A 24,197-nucleotide genomic window follows, 5' to 3' on the forward strand; every position below is an offset into this window, starting at 1 on the left:
GCACAGGCAGCCTGGACCCGCCGACAGATCAGAGAAGTTCGATCCGTGCGGTGTGTCCGGCCGCCGACACCAGCGCCGCATCACGGGTGAGCGAGGGAGCGGCGAGGGCTTCGGCAAGAGCCAGATAGACCGCGTCGTAAGCGGTCACATTGTGCCGGAGGTCCCAGATCCTCAGCAAGAACAGGTCGTGCGGATATCGTGTAATCGGGAGGTCACTGCGGAGGCGTCAACAACGATCACCGGTGCTCTCGTTCGGCCCTGACGGCTTTGGCCGGCGAGGCTTGCATGACGACCGGGGCGCGTTGCGCGAGCCGGACCCTCAATTCGGATACCGTCGGCCGCTCCGCGACGCGGCGAACCTCCTGGAGCAGATAGTCGGAGAGCGACAAGCCCGCCAGAGCGGCCCTGGCTTTGAGCTTCCGGTGCAGGTCATCAGGGACGTGACGGAGCTGGATCATTTTTGGCATGTTGACAACATATCAGCATGTGACCCACATGCCAAGCGCGACTCTGGCCACGCCGGGCGACTCAATCCTTTCGGAGCATACGAGATTGCTCCACTTCGTTCGTAATACCCCATGAATCTTTAGTTCGCCCATGAGTATGAAGGCCGGATCCTACGCTCCCTCCCCTCTGTCCGTACCAGGACATCAAGGCTTCCTGTCTATTGCGCGTGTAACCTGGCTTATCCGTCGATGCCGCGACGCTGAGTGCGGGTGTTAATGTACGTTGACAGTGTATACCTCGCAAGCATCGCCGGACGCAGTCTGCGAGTTCGCCGAACGTAGCGACCGCTGTCTTTTTGACGGCTCTACGGCTACTGCATCTGCAGAGGCGCCAGCCAGGTGCCCCACTCGGGCTGGTTGGCCGAGTTGATCGGGAGCGTGTACTCACCCGCCACCCACACCATGCTGGAGTTGGAGGGATCGACGGCGGCGCCGGAGTAGTCGCCCCAGCGGGTCGTGGTGTAGGCGCCCTCGCCAGACTTGATCAAGACCGGACTCTGGAAGGTGTTCGGGTCGGTCACGCGCTGGCCGCTCGCATAGACGCCGGCGTACAACTTAGCCGAGGAGCTCGAAAAGACCGAGAAGAGGTTCCCGGTCCCGTCGATCTGAATCGCCGGGTAATAGTAATAGTACCCGGACTGTCCGAAATCGAAGTCCTGAGCCCTCGTCGTATTCGTAATCGAACTGCCGATAGCGAACTGCATGAGCCGCAGGCAGGCGCGCGTCTTAGCATCCCCTGAGGGCTTGCAGGCAGAGTTTGCCGACACCCAGAGGTTGCCGCCGCTGAAGACCGCATCCAGCAGCCGGTTGTCGTTTGTGGTGATGAGCTGCCTGGTCCCGTACTGCTGGGCGCCCGGCGGGCTGATGAGGGAGTTGATCGACAACGTCTTTGTCGAGAGGCTAACCGGCGGTGAACCTCCCGGCGCGCCATCGACCGACCAGAGCTGGATACTCGTCGCCGAGTTGTAGGCGACCGCCGCCATGTAGAGCGTGCTGGTGGGCGATAGCGACTGGGCGGGCTGGATCGTGAAGAGCCCTTGAGGCGGCGAATAGTAGGTGTAGCGGGCAGGCTTGGTGCCGACGGTCAGATCTGCCTTGTTGTAGACGAGGAACTCGGTCCCTACGAAACTGTTTCCATGGAAGGCGTTGGCGGTGAGAACGACCTTGTCGCTGCTCACGCCGAGGGCCGGAAAGTCGGGGGCGCTGTTGTTCGTCGGGAACTGATAGATGGTGAAGGTGGCGGGATAGGGATCAGAGCTCCCTGAAACGGCTAGAAGCCAGGCCCCAGCCGTGAACGAGCTGTTGTAGCTGATCACGGCGATGAACCAGCGACCAGAAAAAGAGTCAAAGCGGATCTTCGGGTCGCTGAGATTGGTGGTGGTGGAGACCCCGAAGAAGCTATTGAGATCCGTGGTTTTGATGATAGTGCCGCTCTTGTCCCAGATCCGCAGTTCGAGGTTCACCGCCTCAACAATGGAGTTGGGGCCGACCCCTACCTGCGTGTCAGGCGGACGCCACCCGCCGCTCTCCGACTGGCGCAGGCCGATGAAACCCGTGGTCGGTGAAACGGTGGTGAGTTTGGAGCCCGTCACGGTCGACGACGCATTGGGCGTCGGCTGGGTTCCGGCCTCGTGCCGCGCCTTGGTGTCCAGCAACAGTTGCAGGTTCGGAACCCGGAACGGCATCTCGCGGAGGATGGGAAGACGCGGACCCACATCCGGGAGATCCTGGACATTGACCGTTCCTGCTGGAGTCACGATCCCGCTTTGGGGTTCCGCAGTTGACCCCTGCGCCCAGGCCGATGAAGCGCCTATGGAGGCGAGCAGTGAAAGCGACAGAAACAGTATAGTAGGAGCCTTTGTCCTAGCGAACAGCATCTGGCACCTCCTTATGACGAACACCTTTTGAGGCGTTGCCTGCTACACGTGATTACGATCTCCTGTAAAGATACTATTGCGATCATCCGAGGGCGTCAAGCGTTTCCGGCTGAAGTCATCAAGCTCAGGCACTCTTCAGCGATCCAGAGTTTTCTTGAGAAACTGGCCGGTGTATGAGGTCGGATGGGTCGCCACCTCCTCCGGACGTCCGGCCACGACGACCTGTCCCCCGTCGTCTCCGCCCTCCGGACCCAGGTCGATAATCCAGTCCGCCGTCTTGATGACCTCCAGGTTGTGCTCAATCACCAGGACAGTGTTGCCGACATCGGTCAGGCGGTGCAGGACCTCCAGGAGCTGACTGATATCGTGGAAGTGCAGCCCGGTGGTCGGCTCATCCAGGATATACAGCGTCTGGCCCGTCCCCCGTTTGCTGAGTTCCCGAGACAGCTTGACCCGCTGCGCCTCACCGCCCGACAGCGTCGTGGCCGACTGGCCCAGCTTGATGTAACCCAGACCCACGTCAAACAGGGTCTGGAGTTTCTCTTTGATCCTTGGGACAGGCTCGAAGAAGCGGAGCGCCTCCTCAACCGTCATGTCTAAGACGTCGGCAATACTCTTACCCTTGTAGGTGATCTCCAGCGTCTCGCGGTCGTATCGAGCCCCCTTACAGACATCACAGGTCACGTGGACGTCGGGGAGGAAGTGCATCTCGATCTGGATCAGTCCGTCGCCCTGGCAGGCCTCGCATCGGCCGCCCTTGACGTTGAAGCTGAAGCGGCCCGGTTTGTAGCCCCGGATACGCGATTCCGGAACCAGCGCGTACAGCTCCCTGATGAAACTGAAGACACCAGTGTAGGTAGCCGGGTTGCTGCGTGGGGTACGGCCGATGGGCGACTGATCGATATCGATCACCTTGTCGATTTGCTCCATACCGAGAATCTTGTCGTGCGCCCCAGGTCGCTCCCGGGAGCCGTAGAGGTGGCGATCGAGCGCCCGCCGGAGGATCTCGTTCACCAGGGTGCTCTTGCCGGAACCGGACACGCCGGTCACGCAGGTCAAGACCCCCAGGGGGATCTCCACCTCGATGTTCTTAAGGTTATGTTCTCGCGCCCCGACGATGGTGAGGACAAGACCGTTCCCCCGCCGTCGAATAGTAGGAACAGGGATCGTCAGGCGTCCAGACAGGTACTGACCGGTCAGCGAGCTCTTATGTTTGATGATATCGCGGGGGCTGCCGCACGCGACGACCCGCCCGCCGGAAACTCCCGCCCCCGGCCCCAGGTCGATGACATAGTCGGCGAGGCGGATCGTCTCCTCGTCGTGCTCGACGACCAGGACTGTGTTCCCCAGATCGCGGAGCCGCTTCAAGGTATCCAGGAGGCGGACATTATCCCGTTGATGCAAGCCGATGCTGGGCTCGTCCAGGATATACAGGACACCGACCAGCGAGCTGCCGATCTGCGTCGCCAAGCGGATCCGCTGCGCCTCTCCGCCGGCCAGGGTCGCCGCTGTCCGGTCCAGTGTCAGGTAGTCGAGGCCGACGTTGACGAGGAACGTCAGACGCTCCCGCAACTCCTTCAGGATGCGGCGGGCGATCTCGCGGTCTTTCTCGCTGAGCTGCAGCTCTTGGAAGAAGCGAAGCCCCGCCTTGACCGAATACCGCGTCACGTCCGCGATCGACTTACCGTCTATCTTAATGGCCAGCGACTCCCGCCGCAGGCGCGCCCCCTGGCACGTCGGGCATGGACGGATACTGGCCAACCGCTTGACGTAGTTCTCAATCTCCTCCCGCACCTTGGAGGACGAGGTCTCCTTGTAGCGGCGGTCCAGATAGTGAATGTTCGGACCCCCATGCCACGGCTCCAGGATGCCGGGCAGATCGTCCATCCGTCCGTCCAGCTTTGTGCCCAGGCCGTCGCAGGTGGGACAGGCGCCGTGTGGATTATTGAAGGAGAAAATGCGGGGGCTGACCTCCGGATAGCTGACACCGCAGTCGATGCAGGCCAGCCGCTCGGAGAAGACCAGATCCTTCGGCGGATCAAGGAGATTGACGACCACAATCCCCTCGCTGAGCTTGAGCGCGGTCTCGAGCGAATCGGCCAGACGTTTTCGAATATCCGCCTTCAGGATGAGCCGATCCACCACGACCTCGATCGTATGCTTCTTGTTTTTGTCCAGATCGATCGACTCCTCAAGCTCGCGCAGCTTGCCGTCCACGCGGACGCGGACGAACCCCTGCCGGCGCAGGTCGGCAAAAACCTGGCGATACTCCCCCTTCCGCCCTCGCACGACCGGGGCCAGCACCTGGAACTTGCTGCCATCCGGCCGCGCCAGCACTTGGTCCACAATCTGCTGTACCGTCTGGGATGCGATCGGCTTGCCGCAGGCGTAGCAGTGCGGCTTCCCGACTCTAGCAAACAGGAGGCGAAGGTAATCGTAGATCTCCGTCACTGTCGCGACGGTCGAACGGGGGTTTTTGCTGGTGGTCTTCTGTTCGATGGAGATCGCCGGCGAGAGACCTTCGATCAGATCCACGTCCGGTTTGTCCATCTGCTCCAGAAACTGACGGGCGTAGGTAGAGAGCGACTCGACATAGCGGCGTTGCCCCTCGGCATAGATGGTGTCGAAGGCCAGCGACGACTTTCCGGAGCCGGACACGCCGGTAATGACCACAAGTTTGTCCCGAGGGATCTCCAGGTTGATCGACTGAAGGTTGTGCTCCCTTGCGCCACGGATCAGAATCTTATCGCTTGCCATAACGTGACCAACCCCTGTAGATTGTTTAAGCCTGGAAAGAGGCTCATGACGGGATTCTGAAAGAGACCTAAATTTTTATTATAACTGATTTTTATAGCCTAGCAAGGTGGCAGAGCAGAAGAGGTTACCTACGCTACTTCGTAGCGGGAAGCGGCAACACACCTTGGATAGGTTGGAAGGTATACGACCCTTCGAGGGCAGGCCCAACAAAGTGGTAACTAATCCCCTTACTGTAATACCACCATGTCTCGGCGGGCTGGTCGCCGATCCCGCTGTCTATCCGCTCTGGAAGGCCCAGTTGACGAAGAACCTTGCCTTTCATCGAATCGGCGCCGTAGCGCGCAATCTGCTGTTGCACTTCCTTCCACCGCGGATGGTCGAGGAGCACCTGATCGAAATTTAGCTCTCCAGCCTCCTTCAGCCGCTTAGTAATGTTGACCCCTTCCGGCTTCTGGAACCGGACGCCGTCGAACCCCTCTTCGGCATAGAAAAACAGGTAGAGGTTATTTCCGAGTTCGCCGGGAACGAACTCAGCCCTGTACCGGCCGTCGTCGGTAGTCAGGACTTTCAGCTCCCGACGGTCGAGCTGTGTATAATCAAACTTCGTGGTCAGTTCGAGTTGCCGACCTACCACCAGTACGGGCGTCCTCGGCACGGGTCGGCCCTGTTGATCGGTAATCCGACCACTGACGACTCTTTGCTCCGTGACCCGGGCCGTTGCGCATCCGACCGCAACAAGCACCAGGCACAGGAGCGGTACCCATCCAACACCCATCCACCAGCGTCTCCTCATTCCGCCTCCGTCTCATCTTCCAGGCTCACCCCTGAACCCGAACCGACGCTTTGTATCCCTTCCCGAACGGTTCTCAAGTCCCTTCTACGGTTCATTGGACACCCATGACTATACCGAGAGAGGCCGGAGGATTCAAGGGTCTGAACCAGGCTCTTGCCGTCGATATTTTCATTGACAGATAACGGCCGCCGTTGCCATTATACAGCGGGCCGAAGTGGTGGAACTGGTAGACACGCCGTCTTGAGGGGGCGGTGGGGTTACACCCGTGGGGGTTCGAGTCCCCCCTTCGGCACCACGTCTTATCTACTGTATGACACACTCCGTGACTGGCGTAGGGATAGACCCCTAGCGTGTGACAAGACCGACCTTTCCGCAGATGTCGAAGACCTACTGAGCCACACCTCCTGGGCCAGGTACAGGTTCGATGAATACAAGCACCATTCTTCTTACCGGCTGTGCCGGTTTCATTGGCTGCAAGGTCGCCGAACTGCTCCTCCAGGCCGGCCACCTCGTTGTCGGAATCGACAACCTCAACGACGCCTATGATGTCCGGCTCAAACGGCGGCGTCTGGAGCAGATCCTCCACCATCCCACCTTCCGATTTCACCAGGTCGACATCAGCAACCGCGCGGCCCTGAACACGCTCTTTGCGTCAGAATTTGGACCTCATGACCACAGTCCAGCGGCGATTATCAACTTGGCTGCCCGCGCCGGCGTACGCCAATCCGTTGAAGATCCCTGGATGTACTACGAGACCAACGTCACCGGGACGCTCAACCTGTTGGACCTGTGCCTTACCCGCGGCGTTCACAAATTTGTCCTCGCCTCCACCTCCAGTCTGTACGGCCAGAATAATCCCTTACCTTATCGGGAAGACGCCAACACCGACGCCCCCCTCTCGCCCTACGCTGCCTCCAAAAAGGCCGCCGAAACGCTCTGCTATACCTATCATTATTTGTACGGAATCGATATGACCATCTTACGATATTTTACCGTCTACGGTCCCGCCGGACGACCCGACATGAGTCTCTTCCGTTTCGTCCAGTGGATTAGCGAAGGGCATCCCGTGATGGTGTATGGCGATGGCCGGCAGTCCCGAGATTTCACCTTTGTGGATGATATCGCGAGAGGGACGATCGCCGGTCTCAAGCCGCTGGGGTATGAGATCATCAATCTGGGCTCTGACACGCCGATCGTCCTGATCGAGGCCCTCCGACTTGTTGAGGGATTGGTCGGGAAGAAGGCGGAGATCACGTACACCCCCCGTCATCTGGCTGACGTACAGGCCACGTGGGCGGAGATCAGTAAGGCCAGGCAATTGCTGGGCTGGAAGCCGGAATCGACATTCCAGGACGGCCTGGCCGCGCTGGTCCACTGGTATCACGCCAACCGCGCATGGGCCATGCATGTGCAAACGGGGTAAAGTGTGACCCTATGCCCCTCTCCGACTGTGAAGGGTTCCTGAGAGTTCTGGCCTACGCCGTGCTGTTCTGGACCATACTCAACCACTTTCTGGATAAGTTTTCAACACCTTCGAAGAAGTATTCCTGGCGCACAAGATCTCCACTATTCAGATGATTTTCCAGTCACTGTACGATGGCTGAGCTCAGAATTAAGGACATCATTGCCAGACTTGCCCAGCCGGATCCGCTCCCAGATCTCGCCCCTCTCTGTCCTGACAGGAAGGAACTCACCAGCGTCCTCCTGGATATCAGAAAGGGGGTGAAGTCCCCGTTCTATGCCGACCTTCGTGAAGAGGCGTGCCGCCAGCATCTCGATGTCCGCCATCTGGTCCAGAAGGCTGAATTTCTGCTCACCTCCCTGAACATCTCTTCAAATACGGATTACTATGCAGTCCTCGATCTGGATCAGGATGCATCCCCTGAAGAGATTCATGAGAAATGGATCGAAAAGATGCGGATGTATCATCCTGACCATTATGAAGATCCGACGGGATGGATCGCGGAGCAGTGCCGGAAGCTCAATGAGGCATATGCGGTCCTCAAGGATCCGGAGAAGCGGCGAGCATATGATAACCAGCGACGAGCGGGTATGAGAGGCATATGTGGAGCACCTGGAGGCAGTCATTCCATTTCTTCCCTTGGCGACGTCAATTCGGCTTCAGCAGTCAGCTCCCGTTCGAGATTCATAAGAGCCGTAGCGCTCGGAGCAATCGCCATTGCCGGTCTCATTGTCGGAGTGCTACTCTGGTCATGGTAGTCCGTACCCGACAATACCTAGTGAACGCCTGGCACAGCCCCTTGGCCTTCACGACGCCAGTGATGGCCGTCGTGTTATGAAGCGAAAGGAGACATGATGGCATCACACATCTCGCTTTTGAAGGAACGCATTGCGCGGCGAGACTACACGGTCGGCATCATCGGCCTGGGGTATGTCGGGCTGCCGGCTGTCTTGCGCTTCTGGGAGGTGGGCTTCCGAGTTCTGGGGTTCGACATCGACCCCCACAAAGTCAAGCGGCTCACCGCAGGCGAGAGCTACATTCAGCACCTCCCATCCGACCGGGTAGCCTCCCTGGTCCGCTCGGGTCGGTTTGAAGCCACCACCAACTTCGATCGCCTTGAAGAGGCCGATGCGCTTGTCGTCTGTGTCCCAACGCCGTTGACGCGCCATCGAAACCCCGACCTGCAGTACGTGACGCAGACCACCGACGCCATTGCCCGGACCCTGCGGGTCGGCCAGCTCATCTGCCTGGAGAGCACTACCTACCCGGGCACCACTGAGGAGCTCGTGCTGCCGCGGCTCGAGGCGAAGGGGCTGAGAGTCGGAGAAGACTTCTTCCTCGTCTTCTCGCCTGAGCGAGAAGACCCGGGCAATGCGCGCTTCGGATTGGCCACCATCCCCAAGGTCCTCGGGGGGGTGTCGAATGCCTGTGGGGAACTAGGCGAGGCGCTCTACAGAACGATTGTACCCACCGTGGTGCGCGTCGCCTCTCCCGGGGTGGCCGAAATGGCTAAACTCCTGGAGAATATCTACCGGGCAGTGAACATCGCATTGGTGAACGAGCTCAAGATGCTCTCAGACCGCATGGGAATCGACATCTGGGAGGTCATCGACGCCGCTGCCACCAAGCCTTTTGGCTTTCAGCCATTCTATCCGGGACCGGGTTTGGGAGGCCACTGCATCCCTATCGATCCCTTTTATCTCACATGGAAAGCCCGCGAGTATGGCATGGCCACCCACTTTATCGAGTTGGCCGGCGAGACCAACCATGCCATGCCGGGCTGGGTGGTGGGAAAGGTCGCCGAGGCGCTGAACAGAAAAAGCAAGTCACTGAATAACGCCAGTATTCTGGTCCTGGGGGTGGCGTACAAGAAGGATATCGACGATCAGCGGGAAAGCCCGGCCTTAGAGATCCTGACGCTGCTGCGGCAACAGGGAGCCAGGGTGAATTACTCGGATCCCCACGTCCCCCGGTGCTACGGCCACCGTCACTATCCCGACCTAGATCTGACCTCCCTGCCCTTAACGGCCGAAACTCTTGAGGCCGAGGACGCCGTAATCCTTGTGACCAATCATACAGCCTTTGATCTTGACCTGATTCGTTGCCACGCCAAGCTCATCGTGGATACTCGAAACGCCTTCAAAGGAATTCCTCTCGACAAGATCATTAAGGCGTAACCGACTGGTGATCGCGGACCACGTCGTGGACCCGGCAAGCTACTGAGGGGGCAGGGTCACAGCATTTTATTGAAGCTTTCATATGAGTAAAGCTACAGACATTTCTAACTTGGCTTGATACAATCGAAAACGCTGCGTTGACTCGCGCTTTTACTTTTTGGTAGTCTGTGGACGGCGCCGTCTTCTCAATGGGACGCCAAGGAGGATAGCTGACAGCGATGAAACGATTCTTACAGTTGCTAGGAGAGATGAAGAACTACCGACTGCCAACGGCTAAGCGTGCGCTGCAGGAGTTGGCAGCAGACGACGAGCTGGTGATCGTCGTGCCTGAGCAATCGCTCGCAGGAGAGATACAGCAATGGGCCACCAGCCAGGGTTTTACCGTCGCCGCACCAAAGAAGATCCTGGATGGGTTAGCCCGGTGGCAACTGTCGGTCAAAAAAGCCGTACCGGCGCCTGTGGTAGAAGAAAAGCCGGCTGCGGCAGCGCCACCAGCTTCCGGCGCGCCGACCCCTGCTGCGGTATCGGTACCAGCCGCTACGCCAGCCCCTGCTGCAGCGGCCCCCGCCGACGCCGGTGCTCACTGACGGTGAGCGCTGGCGACAGGAGCCTTGGCCTCCGCCAGCAAGGCCAGAGTCCCCGCGTGGCGCTGCCTATCCCGCTCGAACTGGATCGTGGCTAAGCGCGCCTTCCATGGTTCGAGGTCAAACGGCTCGCCTGGGCCGCGAGCCACATAGGCGTCAAGTAGCGTACGATAGAACCTGACAATGTTTCCCATGAGCGCTGTGGTATACTCGCGGCCCTGGATTTTCATACACCGAACACCCAGATCGATCAGGCTCGGGATATCCTCCAGCAGGAAGAACGCCTCGTTCTTAAGCGCTACGCGGTCTTCCCATTTAATGTCGCCGCTGTAAAGCTGCCAGGTCTCCAGACAGACGCGGTAGTCAAGGCCGCCCCGGTTCGGACTCCCCTTGAAGAGGTCCTTACCCGCCTCGTCGATCGTACGCTCCAGCCGGGCGTATGGCGACATCCAGCACTTGCCAAGATAAGTATGGCAGGCGTTCGCATGAATCAAGACCTCGATCCCGACATCGAGTTGCGCCTGTCTGGAAAGCAGCTCCCACAAGGTCAGCTTGGTGTCGGCCACAACCTGGCAGGCACCGATCTCCCGGTAGAAGGCCACGTCGGCGTCGTTCAGGATGTTGGCCCCGATGCTTGCATGGAGGGGCAGCTCGGGAAAGCGCCGATGCACGGCCGCGATCGCGCCGATGTCGGCCATGATGGCGCCATCAACACCGTCCGTAACGAAGCGCTCCATTCGGCTGAGCAGCGCCGGAATCTCTTTGGATTGCATGTGCGTATTGCAGGCCACCCGGAGCTTGGCATCGCCATCATGGGCAAGCCGAATCGTCTCACGGACAGCCTCGTCTTCCATCTCAAAGGTGTCGCGGCGCCGGCTCCAGCCTCGCGGTCCCACATAGATCGCATTGGCGCCGGCCCATAAGACTTCCGCCGCCATCTCCAGATTGCCGGCGGGAGCCAGCAGCTCAATCATTGTCCCACCCCGCTCCGCTCTACCTCCGCAGTGTCCGCACTCGGGTACCTCACACCATGATAGGCCATTCCCGATGTGCCAAAGTAAAAGCCATTGCACAGGCCGATTCGCGCATGGCGTCTGATCGTGTCCCACCATCGCCCTTTCAGACCGTCCCTTCCCGCCAAGGCAGCCTCCAGGGCCTCGCGGTAGATCCGGCCGATCTCCAGGCGGTAGGCAGGACTCTCGGTCGCCGCCTCGATCCGAAAGCAGGCGTGTCCCTCGGTCATCAGTCGCTTCAGGTGCTCCAGCAGGCATACATCCTTCCCGCTCATGACCCCCTTGCCGATCGATTTCATCGCCCAATCGCCCTGTTTCAGGAAAAGGTCCTGGCGACAAAGGGTCGGGCATGTCATCCCCCATGCCTGCTCATATTCCAAAAGCCAACAGTAGTCTGAAATGCCGAGCGGCATCTTGCCATGGACCAGCAGCTCCATCGGCAGTCCAACCTGGCGGTAGATCTCGCCAATCTCCTCCAGGCTCAGCTCGTAGTTGGGCGTAATGCGGACCGCGCCGTATCGCTTCAAGACCAGAGCTCCAATGTCGGTATAAACATTCGCGAAGCCGCCGATGTGGATAGCAAGATCGGGATGCGCCTCGTGGATAATCTTCATGACTCCGAGGTTATGGACCTCCACGGCGTCCGCCCCGTTCTCCACGGCCACTGCCACAACCTTTCGGAGTTGCGGCAGCGTGTCGTTGCGCGGCGCGGCATAGGTACTGACGTATGCCTTCTGCCCTCGGCCCTTCACGATCGCAATCGCCTCCCGCAGGTCATGGAGGCGCTCCAGGAGGTTACCCTCGTACAGCCGGCAGGTGACGTTGCCAAGGTAGACGGCATCGTAGGGGCTCAAATCCGACGCGGTGAGGTCCCGCAGATTCGAGATAGTCGTATTCAGCTCAAACGCCTGCGCCACTATCCCTCCTTCATCCTGACCCCTGCCTGACGGCAGACAGGTCACCGGCGCGTCACCGTCCAGGAAGGTTCCAGGCAAGGCTCTGTAAAGGCCGGCAAGGGCTCTCCCGCCATCCAGGCATCGATTACGAACCGATAGCGCCGTACGAGCGGCGCGAGCAGTTCGGGTGGGAGACTCCTGCCCTGGAGCTTGACAACATCGACGCCGGCATTGAGGATATCGGCCAGGTAATTGATTGCGCTGATCTGACGGCTTGGCAAAAGCCGTGTAGCTACGCATCGCTCGCCCCGGTACAGCTCCCAGGGCTGCTCACAGATCTTGAAGCAGACCCCGGCGCCTCCCCGCTTCACGCTCCCCATCAGGCGACTTCCGCCTTTAGGTTGTGCTGCCGACGGAGCGGAATTCAGTCGATAGTAGCTTGGCATCCAGCATTTACCTAACAGGATAAACTCGTCCACCATGTGGATCATCGCCTCGATCCTCACGTCGGGAACCTGCGCGAAGGCAGCGATCTCATCAGGCATCACGGTGCCTGGGAGGACGACCGCGTCGGCCCCCAAGTCGCGGTAAAAGGCGGCATCGGCCTCATTCATGACGGCGCAGCCGATGCTGGCCGTAATGCCAAGCCGCGGGTACCGGCTGCGGAGCTCGGCCAGAAGGCCGACATCGTTTACGATGACGCCATCGATCCCCCAGTCGGTCAGCTCTCCGACCTTGTCCACAAGGTCCCGTCGCTCGGCCTGGCGAGGGATGGTATTGAGCGCCGCCTGCACGTGACGTCCCTGCGCATGGGCCGCCGCCAGAATGTCCTGAAGCGCCAGAGAGGTCAGTTCGCTTCTTGGTCCGCCGCGACTGAAGCCTTCGAGTCCGACGTAGATAGCGTCGGCGCCGGCCTCCAACGCCGCCTGAGCCGCCTTCAGGCTGCCCGCCGGCGCCAGGAGGGCAGGCTTCGTGTTATTCAGGGTGCGCGCCATGCTCTTCGAGCAGCGTCTTGAGGATCGAGCGGTGACAGCGGGCCTCGTCTGCGCAATAGCACCCCACGGAAAAGGCTGTGTGCCGCGAAAAGGCCGCCAGGAGGCCGAGGAGCCGACTGGCAGCAGGACGCTTCATCTCGGCCCGGTACCGCCTGACGAACGTCTGCCACTCACGCTCATCCCGAGCGTGAAGCGCGATCTTGACGAGGTCCTCCGATGGCGCCAGCTCCGGCAGCCACACGTCATAAAAGTCACGTGACGCATATTCACTTTTGGGCACTCCCCGCGGCGGACGCCGAACCGTGCCCAGGCGCAGCCCCTCGCCGGGAATCCGAGGAGTGCCGAGTCGAACAACCCGTATCGCCATGGCTCTGATAACTCTCCTTCCGCTCGTTCCTAATCCATTTCCCCGAACCATCCGCGCAGTGCCATCCACTTGGCCGATTCTAGCACAGGCGAAATCGTAGAAGCCAACACGACGACGATAGCCCAATCCACGAGCGACAGGCTGAACGTGCTGAATGGCTTGTGCAGAAACGGCACATAGACAATAACAGCTAACGCCGCTAATCCCCATACCGTCGCCAGATTCAACCACCTATTGGCAAAGGGCTGATTCAACACTGAATGGCGGTCAGAGCGGAAGTTATAGGCCTTGCAGCTCTCAATCAACACCAGTGAAACAAAAATCATTGTCATGGCCTGTTCGATGCTCCGATCGGAGTTCAACGCCCATACAAAAAGACCCACGTTGACGGCCGCCGACCACAATCCGCCCACTATCATCACAGTAATAACAGGCCGGGTGAAGATGCCGCCGCGTGGGTTTCGCGGCTTGCGGCGCATCAAGTCTGGTTCGGACGGGTCTACGGCCAACGCCAAGGCGGGCAAGCCATCGGTAGCAAGATTGACATACAGGATCTGTACGGCCGTCAACGGTAGGGGCAGGCCGAACAATGTTGCTCCGGCCATCAAGACGATTTCACCCATGTTACATGACAGCAGGTACATCAGATACTTTTTGATGTTACCGAAGATGCCCCGACCCTCTTCCACGGCCGCAACAATGGAAGCAAAGTTGTCGTCAGTGAGCGTCATGGCGGCGGCCTCTTTGGTCACGTCCGTACCGGTGATGCCCATCGCGATGCCGATGTCGGCCTTCCTGAGCGCGGGCGCGTCATTGACTCCGTCGCCCGTCATCGCAACAACGTGACCTTTCTTTTGCAGGGCGGTGACTACGCGCAGCTTATGCGCCGGGGATACGCGAGCATAGACGTCGATGTTCTCGACCTCGAGCTCAAACTCGGCCTCGCTCATCGCCTCCAGTTCTGCGCCGGTCACAATGCGGCCTGTCTTGAGTAATCCCAATTCGCGCGCTATCGCTTTGGCGGTCAGCGGGTGGTCGCCGGTGATCATGACCGGCTTAATCCCGGCCTGTTCGCACGTTTCAATTGCGGCCTTCGCCTCAGGGCGCGGCGGATCAATCATGCCTACCAAGCCTAGAAATGTCATGTCGTGTTCGGCGTTTTCCAGTGTCGCGCTTGGTTTGAAAGCCACCGCGAGAACCCGCAATGCCTCGCTTGCCATCCGGCGGGCTGTTCCCAAGATCATCTCCCGGCTCTCGGCGCCGAGGGCTATTTTCCCATCTGCCGTCACTTGCCGAACACACGAATCAAGAATAATTTCCGGCGCGCCTTTGGCGTAAGCTACAACGCCTCCTGACTCGCTGTGCAAAGTGGTCATGCGTTTGGTTTCGGAGGTGAAGGGGATTTCGTTCACGCGGGGGTATTCTGACTCAAGGTCGGCCTTATTCAACCCGGCTTTGGCGGCAGCAACAACCAATGCGCCCTCCGTCGGGTCGCCTTTGACGTGCCAGCGGCCATTGGCCTCGCTGTGAACGATATGCGCGTCGGAGGCAAGCGCAGCGGCGCGCAAGAGCAGTGTCAGCGGGCTGGAGGGTTCAATGGCGAGGCCATCGCGCGAGAACCGGCCGTGCGGCTCATAGCCTGCCCCGGAAACGTCCAGCATCTTCCCGGCCACAAAGATCGTACAGACCGTCATCTCGTCTTTCGTCAGTGTGCCGGTCTTGTCGGAGCAGATCACCGACGTGCTGCCGAGCGTTTCGACTGCCGGGAGACGGCGCATCAGCGCATGACGCTTGACCATCCGCTGCACGCCGATCGCGAGTGAGATCGTGACCACAGCAGGGAGGGCCTCCGGGACAACGGCAACCGCCAGCGCAATACCGAAAATCAACATCTCAATGAAGGGTTGCCCACGATACAGGCCGATGGCGACAATGGCTGCGACGACTACGAAGGCGACCCACGCCAGCGCGTGACCGATCCTATCCAAGCTGTCCTGTAACGGGGTCCTGCCGGTTTCGACCGCCTGGAGCATCCGAGCAATCTTGCCGAACTCCGTATTCATGCCTGTCGCAACAACAACCGCGCGCGCCCGGCCATAGGTCGCGGCGGTCCCGACGTAGGCCATATTCATACGGTCGCCTAAGGCCAATTCACCGCTCGTGAGAGGCGCGGCGCATTTTTGCACCGGAACCGATTCGCCCGTCAGCGCAGCTTCTTCAATATGCAAATTAACGGCCTCAATCAATCTGACATCGGCGGGGATTTTGTCGCCTGCTCGCAACAGGACGACATCACCCGGCACGAGGGCACGCGCCGGGATTTCAACTTCCTTCCTGTCGCGGAGGGCGGTTGCTGTCGGCGCGGTCATCTGGCGCAATGCCTCGGTCGCGCGTTCGGCCCGGTATTCCTGGACAAAACCCAAGAGCACGGCAAACAGCACAATGACGGCAATGGCGATGGCTTCAATCCCGTGTCCAAGGAAGGCGGAGAGCGCCGTCGCCGTGAGCAGAAGGACGATCAACACGTTCTTGAACTGCTCAAAAAGAATCGTCCACGGCGAGATGCGGCTGGCGGCTTGCAGTTCATTCGGCCCATATTCCGCTAACCGTTGGACCGCTTCAACCTCTGTCAGACCGGTGGGTGTGGATTCCAGGTGAGCGAAGACAGTTTCCCTGGGGAGGGTGTGCCAGAGGACAGGATCGAACCCCCGTCGGGATTCAGGAGGGCCCATCGTTCGGCCGAGGCTCGCCTCGTAAGTAGGCCACCCAATAGACGCCGGCGACCAGCAGGGTTCCGCCGACCACGTTGCCGGCGGTCACAACGACCAGGTTTCTCGCGGCCTTGACGACCGACACCCCGCCCTCCCCATCCAAGGCGATTCCGAAGGGCAGGAAGAACCAGTTGGCGATCGAGTGCTCGAAGCCCATCGCTACGAATGCGGTAATGGGAAAGAGAATCGCAAAAATCTTGTCGGCCACGCTGCGCCCGCCCATTGCGAGCCATACCGCCAGACACACCAGCGCGTTGCACAGAACCCCGCGCGCGAAGGCCTCGATCACTGAAAGTTCGGCCTTCGTGCGAGCGATAGTGATAGCCGTCTCGCCGACAGCGCCTCCGCCAAGATCGGCAATGTCGGCCCACACGACGAGCAGCACCGTAGCCAGGCAACCGCCCACATTGCCCAGATAGGCCAGAAACCAGTTACGCATGACCTCGCGGGTACCGATCAGTCTGCTCGCCCAGGCCATGGCGATGAGGTTATTCCCGGTGAACAGCTCGGCGCCCCCCACAACGACGAGGATCAGTCCAAGACTGAAGCTTAAGCCGCCGAACAACCGCATCATGCCGAAGCCAAGGGCGGATTTAGTCATTACGACGATGAAAAAGAGCGCCCCCAACGAGATGAAGGCGCCGGCCAGCACAGCCAGCATGAGCAGCGTGAGTGAATCGGTGCGCGCCTTCGCCACACCGAGACCCTCGACCTTCCGCGCAATCTCGCGCGGCGGATAGGCGTCACCGAAGTGCAGTTCTTTATCCATCCGCTTAGCACCCGCCAACGGAACGGCGCCGCCTTTCGGCATCAGCCTCCATCGCTTTGTGAGGCCAAGCAATCCTGCCGAGGCCGCAAGCGCCGCAGCTTACCACCTGAGGTCGGCACCGAACTGGATCACCAGCCCGCCTGCAACAATGATGGCCAACCCCAACCACGTGGACAGGGGAATGCTTTCTCCGAAGACGAAGCGGCCGCATAGTACGCTCAGCATCGCAAAGACACCGACATACACCCCCAGCAACCGGGAGAAATCCCACTGTACGAGGTTAACGATGACGCCGTAGCAGCCGAGAACAGTAAATCCCGCAGCAATCAACGCCAGGCCGCTGCCGCGCAGCCCCGTACGAATTGCCGCATCACCGCCAACCTCAAGAGCGGCAGCGACGACGAAAGTAAGCCAGGCTACACCAGATATCCGCATCGCTCCTCCTCTTTAATCGAGAACTATACAACGCGACTCATACGACCGAACAGAGCCGCTAACCGACCAGCCGCCAGGCGAACGTGCTCGCCGGAGCGAGTATACTCCAGAAAACAGTTTAGTCGCGGTAGACGGTCGGCTGAACGCCCTCGCTAACCCGCGGGTGCGTCGGCGACCAGCGGGTTCATGTGCGTGTTAGCCTAGCCCGCCAACCCCTTAAGGCTTGTGGCCCCGATACTGGATGCCGGGCAGCCCCTTAAAATCCGCATCCTGTGTCCACACCGTTGCCCCGTAGGCTCGGGCTGTGGCAAGAATGATGCTGTCAGCCATCGGCAGCTTGCGCTCAAGGCTGATGCGAGCGGCCAGTAGCGCGAGCCCAGCGTCGAGATCAACCACGGTACCCTGTTGCATCATCGCCACCGCCTGGAGCGCCTGGCCCTCATCTCGTTGCTGGAGAACTCGTTTAAACACCTCGTAGAGCACCAGCGATGGAACCAGCAACTCCTCCGTCCGTTCGATGGCCCGCGCGAAGAACGAAGCGTTCGAACCATTCGCGAAATACTCCAGCCACGCACTCGAGTCGACGACATTCATGGACGGTCCGTCTCACGCTCGACCGTCGTGGCGATGCCCTTAAGGAATCCCCGCATTTCCTTGATCGAGCGTACAGGGATGAGCTCGATGCGATCCCCGTACAGAACCGCCTGCACCTTCTGACCGGGCGACAGGCCTAGCTTTTCCCGAATCTGCTTTGGAATGACGACCTGGAATTTGGGCGAAATCGTCACCGTCTCCATACGACCTCCATCGATACGAATAATGTTTTACAATAACTATATCGATGGCGAACCCGGGTGTCAAGATCAGCGGCTCTCGGGTGCGCGTCTGACCGGAAGGCGTGTCCCCGTAGTTGCGAGATTCCCGATGTGTTGTTGGCTCATAGAGCCGTGATGACCAGCCGCTTGGCGAGTGTGCTCACCCGATCGAGTTCGGTCCAACAAGTAGTTCGGCCCTCGCAGGCGGCCAACTGCGAGCGAAGCGTGCAGCTCTGTTCAGCCGACCGCAGGCGGCCGGCTGAACTATGGCGCATGCTGACCAGCCTATTACGATCACGGAGTTTCTGAAGCCAGAGCGAATTTACTTCGCTTGCCCGGTATTGGTCAGCCTGATCCGGTTAGGACCAACCATGAGCTACCCCACCGACGTCACCGGGGCGCTAAATCCCGAGCACCTTGGTTTGGACATTGTACTCGGTGAGCGCCTCACGCAGACTTGGCGAGCCTTGCGGTTTGGTCATCGAGTCTCCTGATTGCCTCCTGGATGAGATCAACCGTAGAACTCTCAAAATACGCCTCCCCACATTGGAAACATACATAGGCCGGCATGGCGTCGAGAAGCAGGTGGTACCCCTTGCGATCCACGTGAAATGGTGCCGCACCGACTTTCATCTCCCCCTGACAGTAAATGCACTTCATTTCGGTCTCCTTGTCCTGGGGCCTGGCTCCCAATCCTCCGCGGACGGCACATAGGCCGTTATGCCTTTGCCTGATCTGGCCCCCGCTGGCGGAGGAGGCGCCGGAGCAGCTTGCTGGTGCCGGGGCCGCCGGGGCCGGTAGCACGGGGCATCCGATCCACGAACTCCACCTCCCGCGGTAGTTTGTACACGGCCAACTTCCCTATGCAGAACTCGATCAGTTCCGCCTTGAGGGCTTCGGAAGGCTGGTGACCGGCTTTAAGTACAACAAAGGCCTTCGTCCGCTGCCCCATGACGGGGTCAGGCTGGCCGACCACGCCGACATCGGCCACGGCCGTGTGGGTCAGCAGGACATCTTCGATCTCTTCAGGGCCGATCCGGTATCCGGAGCTCTTGATCAGGTCATCCTCGCGTGTGAGAAACGAGATGTAACCATCTTCGTCCATGCTGACCATATCCCCGGCGCGACACCAGCCGTCCGTTACGACGCGCCGTTGCGCTTCCGAATCGCGCCAGTAGACGGTCCCCGTTGGACCCCTGGCCAGCAACTCACCGGGTTCGCCAGGCTGACAATCTCTCCCCTCTTCGTTGACCACCCTGAGCTCGTAGCCGGCAACGGCGGGGCCGATCGATCCCGGCTTGACCTTTCTCGGCCCGGCCGAGCTGGCAAACACGAACATCAGCTCCGTGGTCCCGAGTCCCTCAAAGATCTCGAGACCGAACCTGGCCTTCCAGTCATAATAGGTCTGAGCCGTCAACGACTCCCCGCCGCCTGTGCACAGCTTGAGCGAACTGAGGTTGTAGCGCGTGCGGGCATCCGGTACCTGGAGCATCTTGCGGTAGGCGGTTGGGAGGGCAGAAAGGATGGTGACCTCGTGGCGATCGATCGTCTCAAACGCCGCCTCCGGCGTAAAGCGCGGCAACAAGGAGAGGGCTGCTCCGAATCGATACGGGATGGCAGCCGCGACGGAGTAACCGGCCGCCATGGCCAGGGGAGCCGGACTGAGGAGCACATCGTCTTCTGTCACGCGCCAGCAGTATTTGCCGAAGCTGTCAGGGACGATCAGCGCCTCTTCCATGAAGTGGACCGTCCCCTTCGGCGGCCCCGTCGTTCCGGACGTGAAGAGAAGGACTGAGAGATCCATCCGATCCCGCCGTACCGGATCGCATGTCGGATCGCTCGTATTCAGAAGCGACTGGTAACTCAGATATCCCTTACGCTCGACCTCCTCCGGCGCGCCGCCCACGACAATGACATGCCTGACAGTATCAAGCAGGGGCTGCGCCTGTTCGAGTTCCGGGAGCTGTGTGGCGGCAACGATGATCGCCTTGGCCTCCGTGCTGTTGCAGATGTGCGCGATCTCGGCTCTGGAAAAGAGAATGGAGGTCGGCACGACCACCGCGCCGATTTTCAGGACCGCAAAGTTCGCCACGATCGCCGGCGGGATGTTCGGCAGGCGCAATACCACCCGGTCCGCCTCCTCGATTCCCAGCCGCCTGAGCCCGTTCCCCAACCTGTTGACCTGATCCAGCAACGCCTTATACAGGATCTGCGTGTCCTCGAAGTAGAGCGCCGTTCGGCCGCCGTTACCAGCGGCTACTGTCTTATCCAACAACTCCTCTGTGCTGTTGAACCGCTGAGGGAGGTGTGCCAACTCGGGAAGCGTGTAAATACGCTGCGGCCAGAGTTCTTTTGGAGGCAGGTATTCGGTAGGAATCTGACCCATCTCTCCTCCTGATATGTCTAAGGGCGCCTGCTATGTCCTCTTGCAAGGTGAAGCAGACAGATGAGGCGTTCGATAGTCAGATAATCAAATCCTGTTTTATCAGTCGGCTAGACCGGTTGTCGTCTCATAACCGAGCCGTTCGGAGAGCTTACTCGCCGCTGTCCTGACAAGCGGGGCGAGTTCATGTTCGATCCGCTCAAGGGAGAACCGGGGGACAGGGCCAGATAGGCCGATACTGGCCACCACCTTTCGAGAGTAGTCTCTTACGGGAGCGGCAATACACCGTACCCCCGGCTCATACTCTTCATTATCAACGGCGAACCCGAGCCTGGCCACCTCGCGGAGATGGTCCCGGAATGCCTGGGAGTCGGTAATCGTATGCTCGGTCAGTGCGCGCATCGGCTGGTGTTCAAGAATGCTGTCCAACCGGTCGGCCGACTCATAGGCCAGTTGCGCCTTTCCCGAGGCGGTGCAGTACACCGGGAGGCGTCGCCCCGGAAACGATGCGACTCGAACCATCTGGCTGGTGTCCTGAACAAGGACATAGATGACCTCCGATCCGTCCAGAACGGCAAGATAAGCGGTTTCATCGCACTGGCCCACTAACTCTTCGATGATCGGCCTGGCCTGGCGCCGAAAACCGAGATGATGAAGAAAGACGTTGGCAACCTCGAACGGCTTGATCCCCAAGCGATAGTTGGCGGTTTTTTTGTCCTGCTCGATATAGCCCCGAACCTCAAGGGTGGCTAGAAGCCGAAAGACGTTATTCTTGGGTAGGTGAAGCTTCTCGGCGAGTTCCGTGACGCCTAACTCCCCTGTCTGATAATCGAATGACTCCAGAATGTCAAGCGCTCGATCGACGGCCTGAACAAGATATTCGGTCTTTTCTTTCTTTCGATGGTCCATACACCCCTCGCACACCATTCGGCACAATAAGGCAACACGTTCTTAGCACGCACTACCATCGCGTTGCCATGGACTTGATGTAAAACGGAAAGAAAAACGGTGCGACTATAAAAGGGCGTTCTATTTTTGTCAACGAAAAATTACGAGCCCTCTTCGGGTTCCCGTTAGAACACTACCGCCGGCACAGCAACACAGTGATCTTGTCGAAGGATAACAATCGTAGAATTATACTAGGAAACGGGCCGGGACAGGCCGGATCACGTAGTTATTTTTGAGGACATGGGCTGCGCCGCCGTTAGTTGGGTGCAGTACCTAGCACCTTGTCGGACAAAGCGATCAGGGCATGGACATACGATACCTGTATTGCAAAATCGTCTTGACATCCAATATTACTTGATAATATATTTGTTATGTTATTCCAAATCGTCCCAATGTGGCAACAAGGTGTTTTGTCGAAGGGAGGAGTTCCATGAAAAAGAAGACGATCAGTATTTCTCAGGTGGTGTGGGAAGCGATTGTAGAGCGGGGGCGTTTTAACGAGACACCGGACGACGTACTCCGCCGAGACTGGCTGAAACTCATTGGGAAAAAACGTAGTGCACAAAAGGGACGCAGCGTGAAAGCAACGGTTCGGATGAGAGCAAATGTCGTGGATGGGAAACTCCAAATTCTGTTTGTAGGGGGCCATCCCAAGGAGTGGACCTTGCCTGCCTCTTCGGATAAGACGGCACTCAAGAGAGTACGCGAAGAGGCTTTCGCCTTTGGCAACGACAACGGCGCCACCGAAGGCCAGTTAGCCGCCATTTCTAAGGCCCTGAACGAAGCGGGTTACTACGTGCATGGTAAACAGCAACGACCAGCTAGGTAACGCTCAGACCGCTGTGGGGGTGAAAAGAGCTGTTGAGAGAAATTCACAGGGAGGTATCTGATGAAAGTTGCGCTGGTCCAAGAACCGATCGAAATGACGATTACAGATTCTGATACACTATTGGAGCATTCCAAGATCATGACCCTGCGCTCTCAACATTGGCACGTGCTCAATACAGAAGTTGAAGCAGCCCAACGGGCCGTTGATCAGGCAGAATATCAAGTCAAAAAAGCAAAACTTGCATTGGAAGCTGTCCAATTAGGCGCGGAACAGGTGGCACAGCGAGAGCGTCAAGCCATCACGGATTTCTTTACGAAGGCCAGACAGGTTCTTCCTCAAATGAAAATTCTACAGGAACGTTATGGACGTGGTGTGAATTTTATGTTTGATTCTGATGAACATCGCGTTTGGATCATTGCGATCTTTTCCAATGATGCAGAGGTCTTGTCAAGAGGTGTGCAAACAAAAGTTAGGCGGCAACCCTCCACTCGTGCTCCATCACCCGGACACCATTGACAAAGGTGGCGCCGTGATACACCTCCTGCAACAACTCCGGGGCGTGCAGTCGCTGAAAGCGCCCCTGGGCCACCAGCAGCATCTTCCAGATGACCGCCGTGGCGTTGTCCACCTTCTTGAACCGCCTGGCCGCATCGGTCCGCAGCCGCAAGGCGGAAAAGGGCGATTCGACCGGGTTGCTGGTCCGCAGGTGCACCCAGTGCGCCTTGGGAAACGCATAGAAGGTCAGCATCCGCTCCCAGTCCCGATCGAGCACGGCAGCCGCCGCCTCCAGCCCCTGCTGTCGGCACCACTGCTGGTAGGCCGTCTTCCGCTGCTCCGCCTCCTGCTGCGTCGGGGCATACGGGATCTGCGTGAGCAGCAGCCGAGCCTCGGCCTGGCGCTTGGTGGTCACCTTATCGAGGGCATTGAGAATTTTATGGTTCCAGCACCGCTGCTCCTGCGCCTCAGGGAAGACGTTGCGCAGGCCCGCCCAGATCCCCAGGTGCCCATCACCCACCACCAGCTTGGGTGTCTGCAGGCCGCGCGCCTTCAAGTCTCGAAGCATGTCCGACCAGCCCTCGGTCGACTCCCGATGTCCGGGGACCACGGCCACCAGTTCCTTGCGCCCGTCACTCAGGCCAGCGAGCACGACCAGCACCGCTGCCTTGTCTTTTTCGAGGCCGGCTTTGACATAGACCCCGTCCACCCAGAGGTAGACGACCTGGAGGTCGGCGAGACTCCGACGCATCCACTGCGCGTACTCCGCATGCCACCGCTCCTTCAGTCGCGCGACGGTGGTGGTCGACAGCGGGGCGTCGTCTCCGAGCAGCCCGCGCAGTGCCAGGTCAAAGTCACCCAGGGCCAGGCCATGGAGATACAGCTCCGGCAGCAGGGCATTCACTTCCTGAGTCCGTCGCGCGAACAGGGGCAGCAGGCGGCTGACGAAACGCTGCGTCAGATCGCGGACGCGGGGTCGTCGGAGCGTGACGGTGCCATTACACAGCGTCAGTCGCCGGGGCTTGCCGTAGCCGCTGCGGGAGCCGGGGGTGCTATCGACCACCGGTCGCCGTTCCGACTTGCGGCGGCCCAGCAGCTCATCGACTTCGGCCTCCAGCAGATCTTGCACCCATTCACGCATCTTGGTCCGGACCCAAGTTTCCAGGTGCTCCCATGTTACCCTTGACTCGGTGGTCGGTTCTGTGGTCTGCTTCGTCATGGCGGTGCTCTCCTCTCGTTGACCGGGTGTCTGCCCGGTGGGTTCAAATGTCACCCGAGAGGGTACACCGCCTTTCTCCTATTTGCACACCTTTTGAATATAGCTC

24 protein-coding genes and 1 tRNA gene are annotated in these 24,197 nt (G+C 59.4%); 7 read left to right on the forward strand and 18 right to left on the reverse strand.

The window, feature by feature from the left end; genetic code table 11:
- Positions 1 to 28 precede the first annotated feature (28 nt).
- From KGL31_06875 to KGL31_06895, 5 genes are all read right to left on the reverse strand, one after another.
- A complete protein-coding gene (locus tag KGL31_06875; protein MDE2321627.1) occupies positions 29 to 178 on the reverse strand; it encodes a hypothetical protein in 150 nt (49 codons plus the stop codon).
- A 58-nt stretch (positions 179 to 236) separates the two neighbouring features.
- Positions 237 to 467, reverse strand: coding sequence for a hypothetical protein (locus tag KGL31_06880; GenBank protein MDE2321628.1), 231 nt, complete (start codon positions 465 to 467; stop codon positions 237 to 239).
- A 350-nt stretch (positions 468 to 817) separates the two neighbouring features.
- Entirely contained in the window at positions 818 to 2,383 is a 1,566-nt protein-coding gene (locus KGL31_06885; protein ID MDE2321629.1) for a hypothetical protein, read from the reverse strand.
- Positions 2,384 to 2,518: 135 nt separating this feature from the next.
- Positions 2,519 to 5,140, reverse strand: coding sequence for an excinuclease ABC subunit UvrA (gene uvrA / locus KGL31_06890; protein ID MDE2321630.1), 2,622 nt, complete (start codon positions 5,138 to 5,140; stop codon positions 2,519 to 2,521).
- Between the two features lie 133 nt (positions 5,141 to 5,273).
- Positions 5,274 to 5,915, reverse strand: a complete 642-nt coding sequence (locus KGL31_06895; GenBank protein ID MDE2321631.1) for a carboxypeptidase regulatory-like domain-containing protein — start codon at positions 5,913 to 5,915, stop codon at positions 5,274 to 5,276.
- 226 nt (positions 5,916 to 6,141) lie between these two features.
- On the opposite strand from KGL31_06895, the gene KGL31_06900 reads away from it, so the two are divergent.
- The 5 genes from KGL31_06900 to KGL31_06920 all read left to right on the forward strand — a co-directional run bounded on the left by KGL31_06900 (position 6,142) and on the right by KGL31_06920 (position 10,159).
- A tRNA-Leu gene (locus KGL31_06900) sits at positions 6,142 to 6,228 on the forward strand.
- Between the two features lie 129 nt (positions 6,229 to 6,357).
- Positions 6,358 to 7,356, forward strand: coding sequence for a GDP-mannose 4,6-dehydratase (locus KGL31_06905; GenBank protein MDE2321632.1), 999 nt, complete (start codon positions 6,358 to 6,360; stop codon positions 7,354 to 7,356).
- A gap of 173 nt (positions 7,357 to 7,529) precedes the next feature.
- A complete protein-coding gene (locus KGL31_06910) occupies positions 7,530 to 8,153 on the forward strand; it encodes a J domain-containing protein (protein MDE2321633.1) in 624 nt (207 codons plus the stop codon).
- A gap of 96 nt (positions 8,154 to 8,249) precedes the next feature.
- Positions 8,250 to 9,572 (forward strand): nucleotide sugar dehydrogenase, encoded by a 1,323-nt coding sequence (locus KGL31_06915; protein MDE2321634.1) that lies wholly within the window; start codon positions 8,250 to 8,252, stop codon positions 9,570 to 9,572.
- Positions 9,573 to 9,790: 218 nt separating this feature from the next.
- Positions 9,791 to 10,159, forward strand: a complete 369-nt coding sequence (locus KGL31_06920; protein ID MDE2321635.1) for a hypothetical protein — start codon at positions 9,791 to 9,793, stop codon at positions 10,157 to 10,159.
- On the opposite strand, the gene KGL31_06925 is transcribed toward KGL31_06920, so the two are convergent.
- From KGL31_06925 to KGL31_06980, 12 genes are all read right to left on the reverse strand, one after another.
- Positions 10,153 to 11,130: a U32 family peptidase gene (locus tag KGL31_06925; protein MDE2321636.1), complete on the reverse strand. Its 978-nt coding sequence runs from the start codon at positions 11,128 to 11,130 to the stop codon at positions 10,153 to 10,155. The genes KGL31_06920 and KGL31_06925 overlap by 7 nt on opposite strands.
- Positions 11,127 to 12,086, reverse strand: a complete 960-nt coding sequence (locus tag KGL31_06930; protein MDE2321637.1) for a U32 family peptidase — start codon at positions 12,084 to 12,086, stop codon at positions 11,127 to 11,129. The genes KGL31_06925 and KGL31_06930 overlap by 4 nt, the downstream gene beginning before the upstream one ends.
- A 41-nt stretch (positions 12,087 to 12,127) precedes the next feature.
- A complete protein-coding gene (locus tag KGL31_06935) occupies positions 12,128 to 13,060 on the reverse strand; it encodes a U32 family peptidase (protein ID MDE2321638.1) in 933 nt (310 codons plus the stop codon).
- A complete protein-coding gene (locus KGL31_06940) occupies positions 13,041 to 13,427 on the reverse strand; it encodes a DUF488 family protein (protein ID MDE2321639.1) in 387 nt (128 codons plus the stop codon). The genes KGL31_06935 and KGL31_06940 overlap by 20 nt, the downstream gene beginning before the upstream one ends.
- 29 nt (positions 13,428 to 13,456) lie before the next feature.
- Complete coding sequence (locus KGL31_06945; protein ID MDE2321640.1) at positions 13,457 to 16,159, reverse strand: cation-translocating P-type ATPase; 2,703 nt, start codon at positions 16,157 to 16,159, stop codon at positions 13,457 to 13,459.
- The gene (locus KGL31_06950) at positions 16,146 to 16,967 is read right to left on the reverse strand and encodes a formate/nitrite transporter family protein (protein MDE2321641.1); all 822 of its coding nucleotides are present in this window, start codon (positions 16,965 to 16,967) and stop codon (positions 16,146 to 16,148) included. The genes KGL31_06945 and KGL31_06950 overlap by 14 nt, the downstream gene beginning before the upstream one ends.
- Before the next feature lie 99 nt (positions 16,968 to 17,066).
- Positions 17,067 to 17,402 (reverse strand): hypothetical protein, encoded by a 336-nt coding sequence (locus tag KGL31_06955; GenBank protein ID MDE2321642.1) that lies wholly within the window; start codon positions 17,400 to 17,402, stop codon positions 17,067 to 17,069.
- A 216-nt stretch (positions 17,403 to 17,618) separates the two neighbouring features.
- The gene (locus tag KGL31_06960) at positions 17,619 to 17,996 is read right to left on the reverse strand and encodes a type II toxin-antitoxin system VapC family toxin (protein MDE2321643.1); all 378 of its coding nucleotides are present in this window, start codon (positions 17,994 to 17,996) and stop codon (positions 17,619 to 17,621) included.
- On the reverse strand, positions 17,993 to 18,199 hold the full coding sequence (locus KGL31_06965) for an AbrB/MazE/SpoVT family DNA-binding domain-containing protein (protein ID MDE2321644.1): 207 nt from the start codon (positions 18,197 to 18,199) through the stop codon (positions 17,993 to 17,995). The genes KGL31_06960 and KGL31_06965 overlap by 4 nt, the downstream gene beginning before the upstream one ends.
- Positions 18,200 to 18,664: 465 nt before the next feature.
- Positions 18,665 to 18,877: a YgiT-type zinc finger protein gene (locus KGL31_06970; protein MDE2321645.1), complete on the reverse strand. Its 213-nt coding sequence runs from the start codon at positions 18,875 to 18,877 to the stop codon at positions 18,665 to 18,667.
- 58 nt (positions 18,878 to 18,935) lie between these two features.
- Positions 18,936 to 20,603 (reverse strand): acyl-CoA synthetase, encoded by a 1,668-nt coding sequence (locus KGL31_06975; GenBank protein ID MDE2321646.1) that lies wholly within the window; start codon positions 20,601 to 20,603, stop codon positions 18,936 to 18,938.
- 99 nt (positions 20,604 to 20,702) lie between these two features.
- Positions 20,703 to 21,509 (reverse strand): IclR family transcriptional regulator, encoded by an 807-nt coding sequence (locus KGL31_06980; GenBank protein MDE2321647.1) that lies wholly within the window; start codon positions 21,507 to 21,509, stop codon positions 20,703 to 20,705.
- A 469-nt stretch (positions 21,510 to 21,978) separates the two neighbouring features.
- Between KGL31_06980 and KGL31_06985 the strand changes: the two genes are divergently transcribed.
- Positions 21,979 to 22,377, forward strand: a complete 399-nt coding sequence (locus KGL31_06985) for a hypothetical protein (protein ID MDE2321648.1) — start codon at positions 21,979 to 21,981, stop codon at positions 22,375 to 22,377.
- A gap of 60 nt (positions 22,378 to 22,437) precedes the next feature.
- Positions 22,438 to 22,893: a hypothetical protein gene (locus tag KGL31_06990; protein ID MDE2321649.1), complete on the forward strand. Its 456-nt coding sequence runs from the start codon at positions 22,438 to 22,440 to the stop codon at positions 22,891 to 22,893.
- Here the strand turns inward: KGL31_06990 and KGL31_06995 are convergent.
- Positions 22,847 to 24,091: an IS256 family transposase gene (locus tag KGL31_06995; GenBank protein MDE2321650.1), complete on the reverse strand. Its 1,245-nt coding sequence runs from the start codon at positions 24,089 to 24,091 to the stop codon at positions 22,847 to 22,849. The two genes, KGL31_06990 and KGL31_06995, sit on opposite strands and share 47 nt — an antisense overlap.
- Positions 24,092 to 24,197: the final 106 nt, after the last annotated feature.

Source organism: Candidatus Methylomirabilota bacterium, from assembly GCA_028870115.1.
GTDB lineage: Bacteria > Methylomirabilota > Methylomirabilia > Methylomirabilales > Methylomirabilaceae > Methylomirabilis.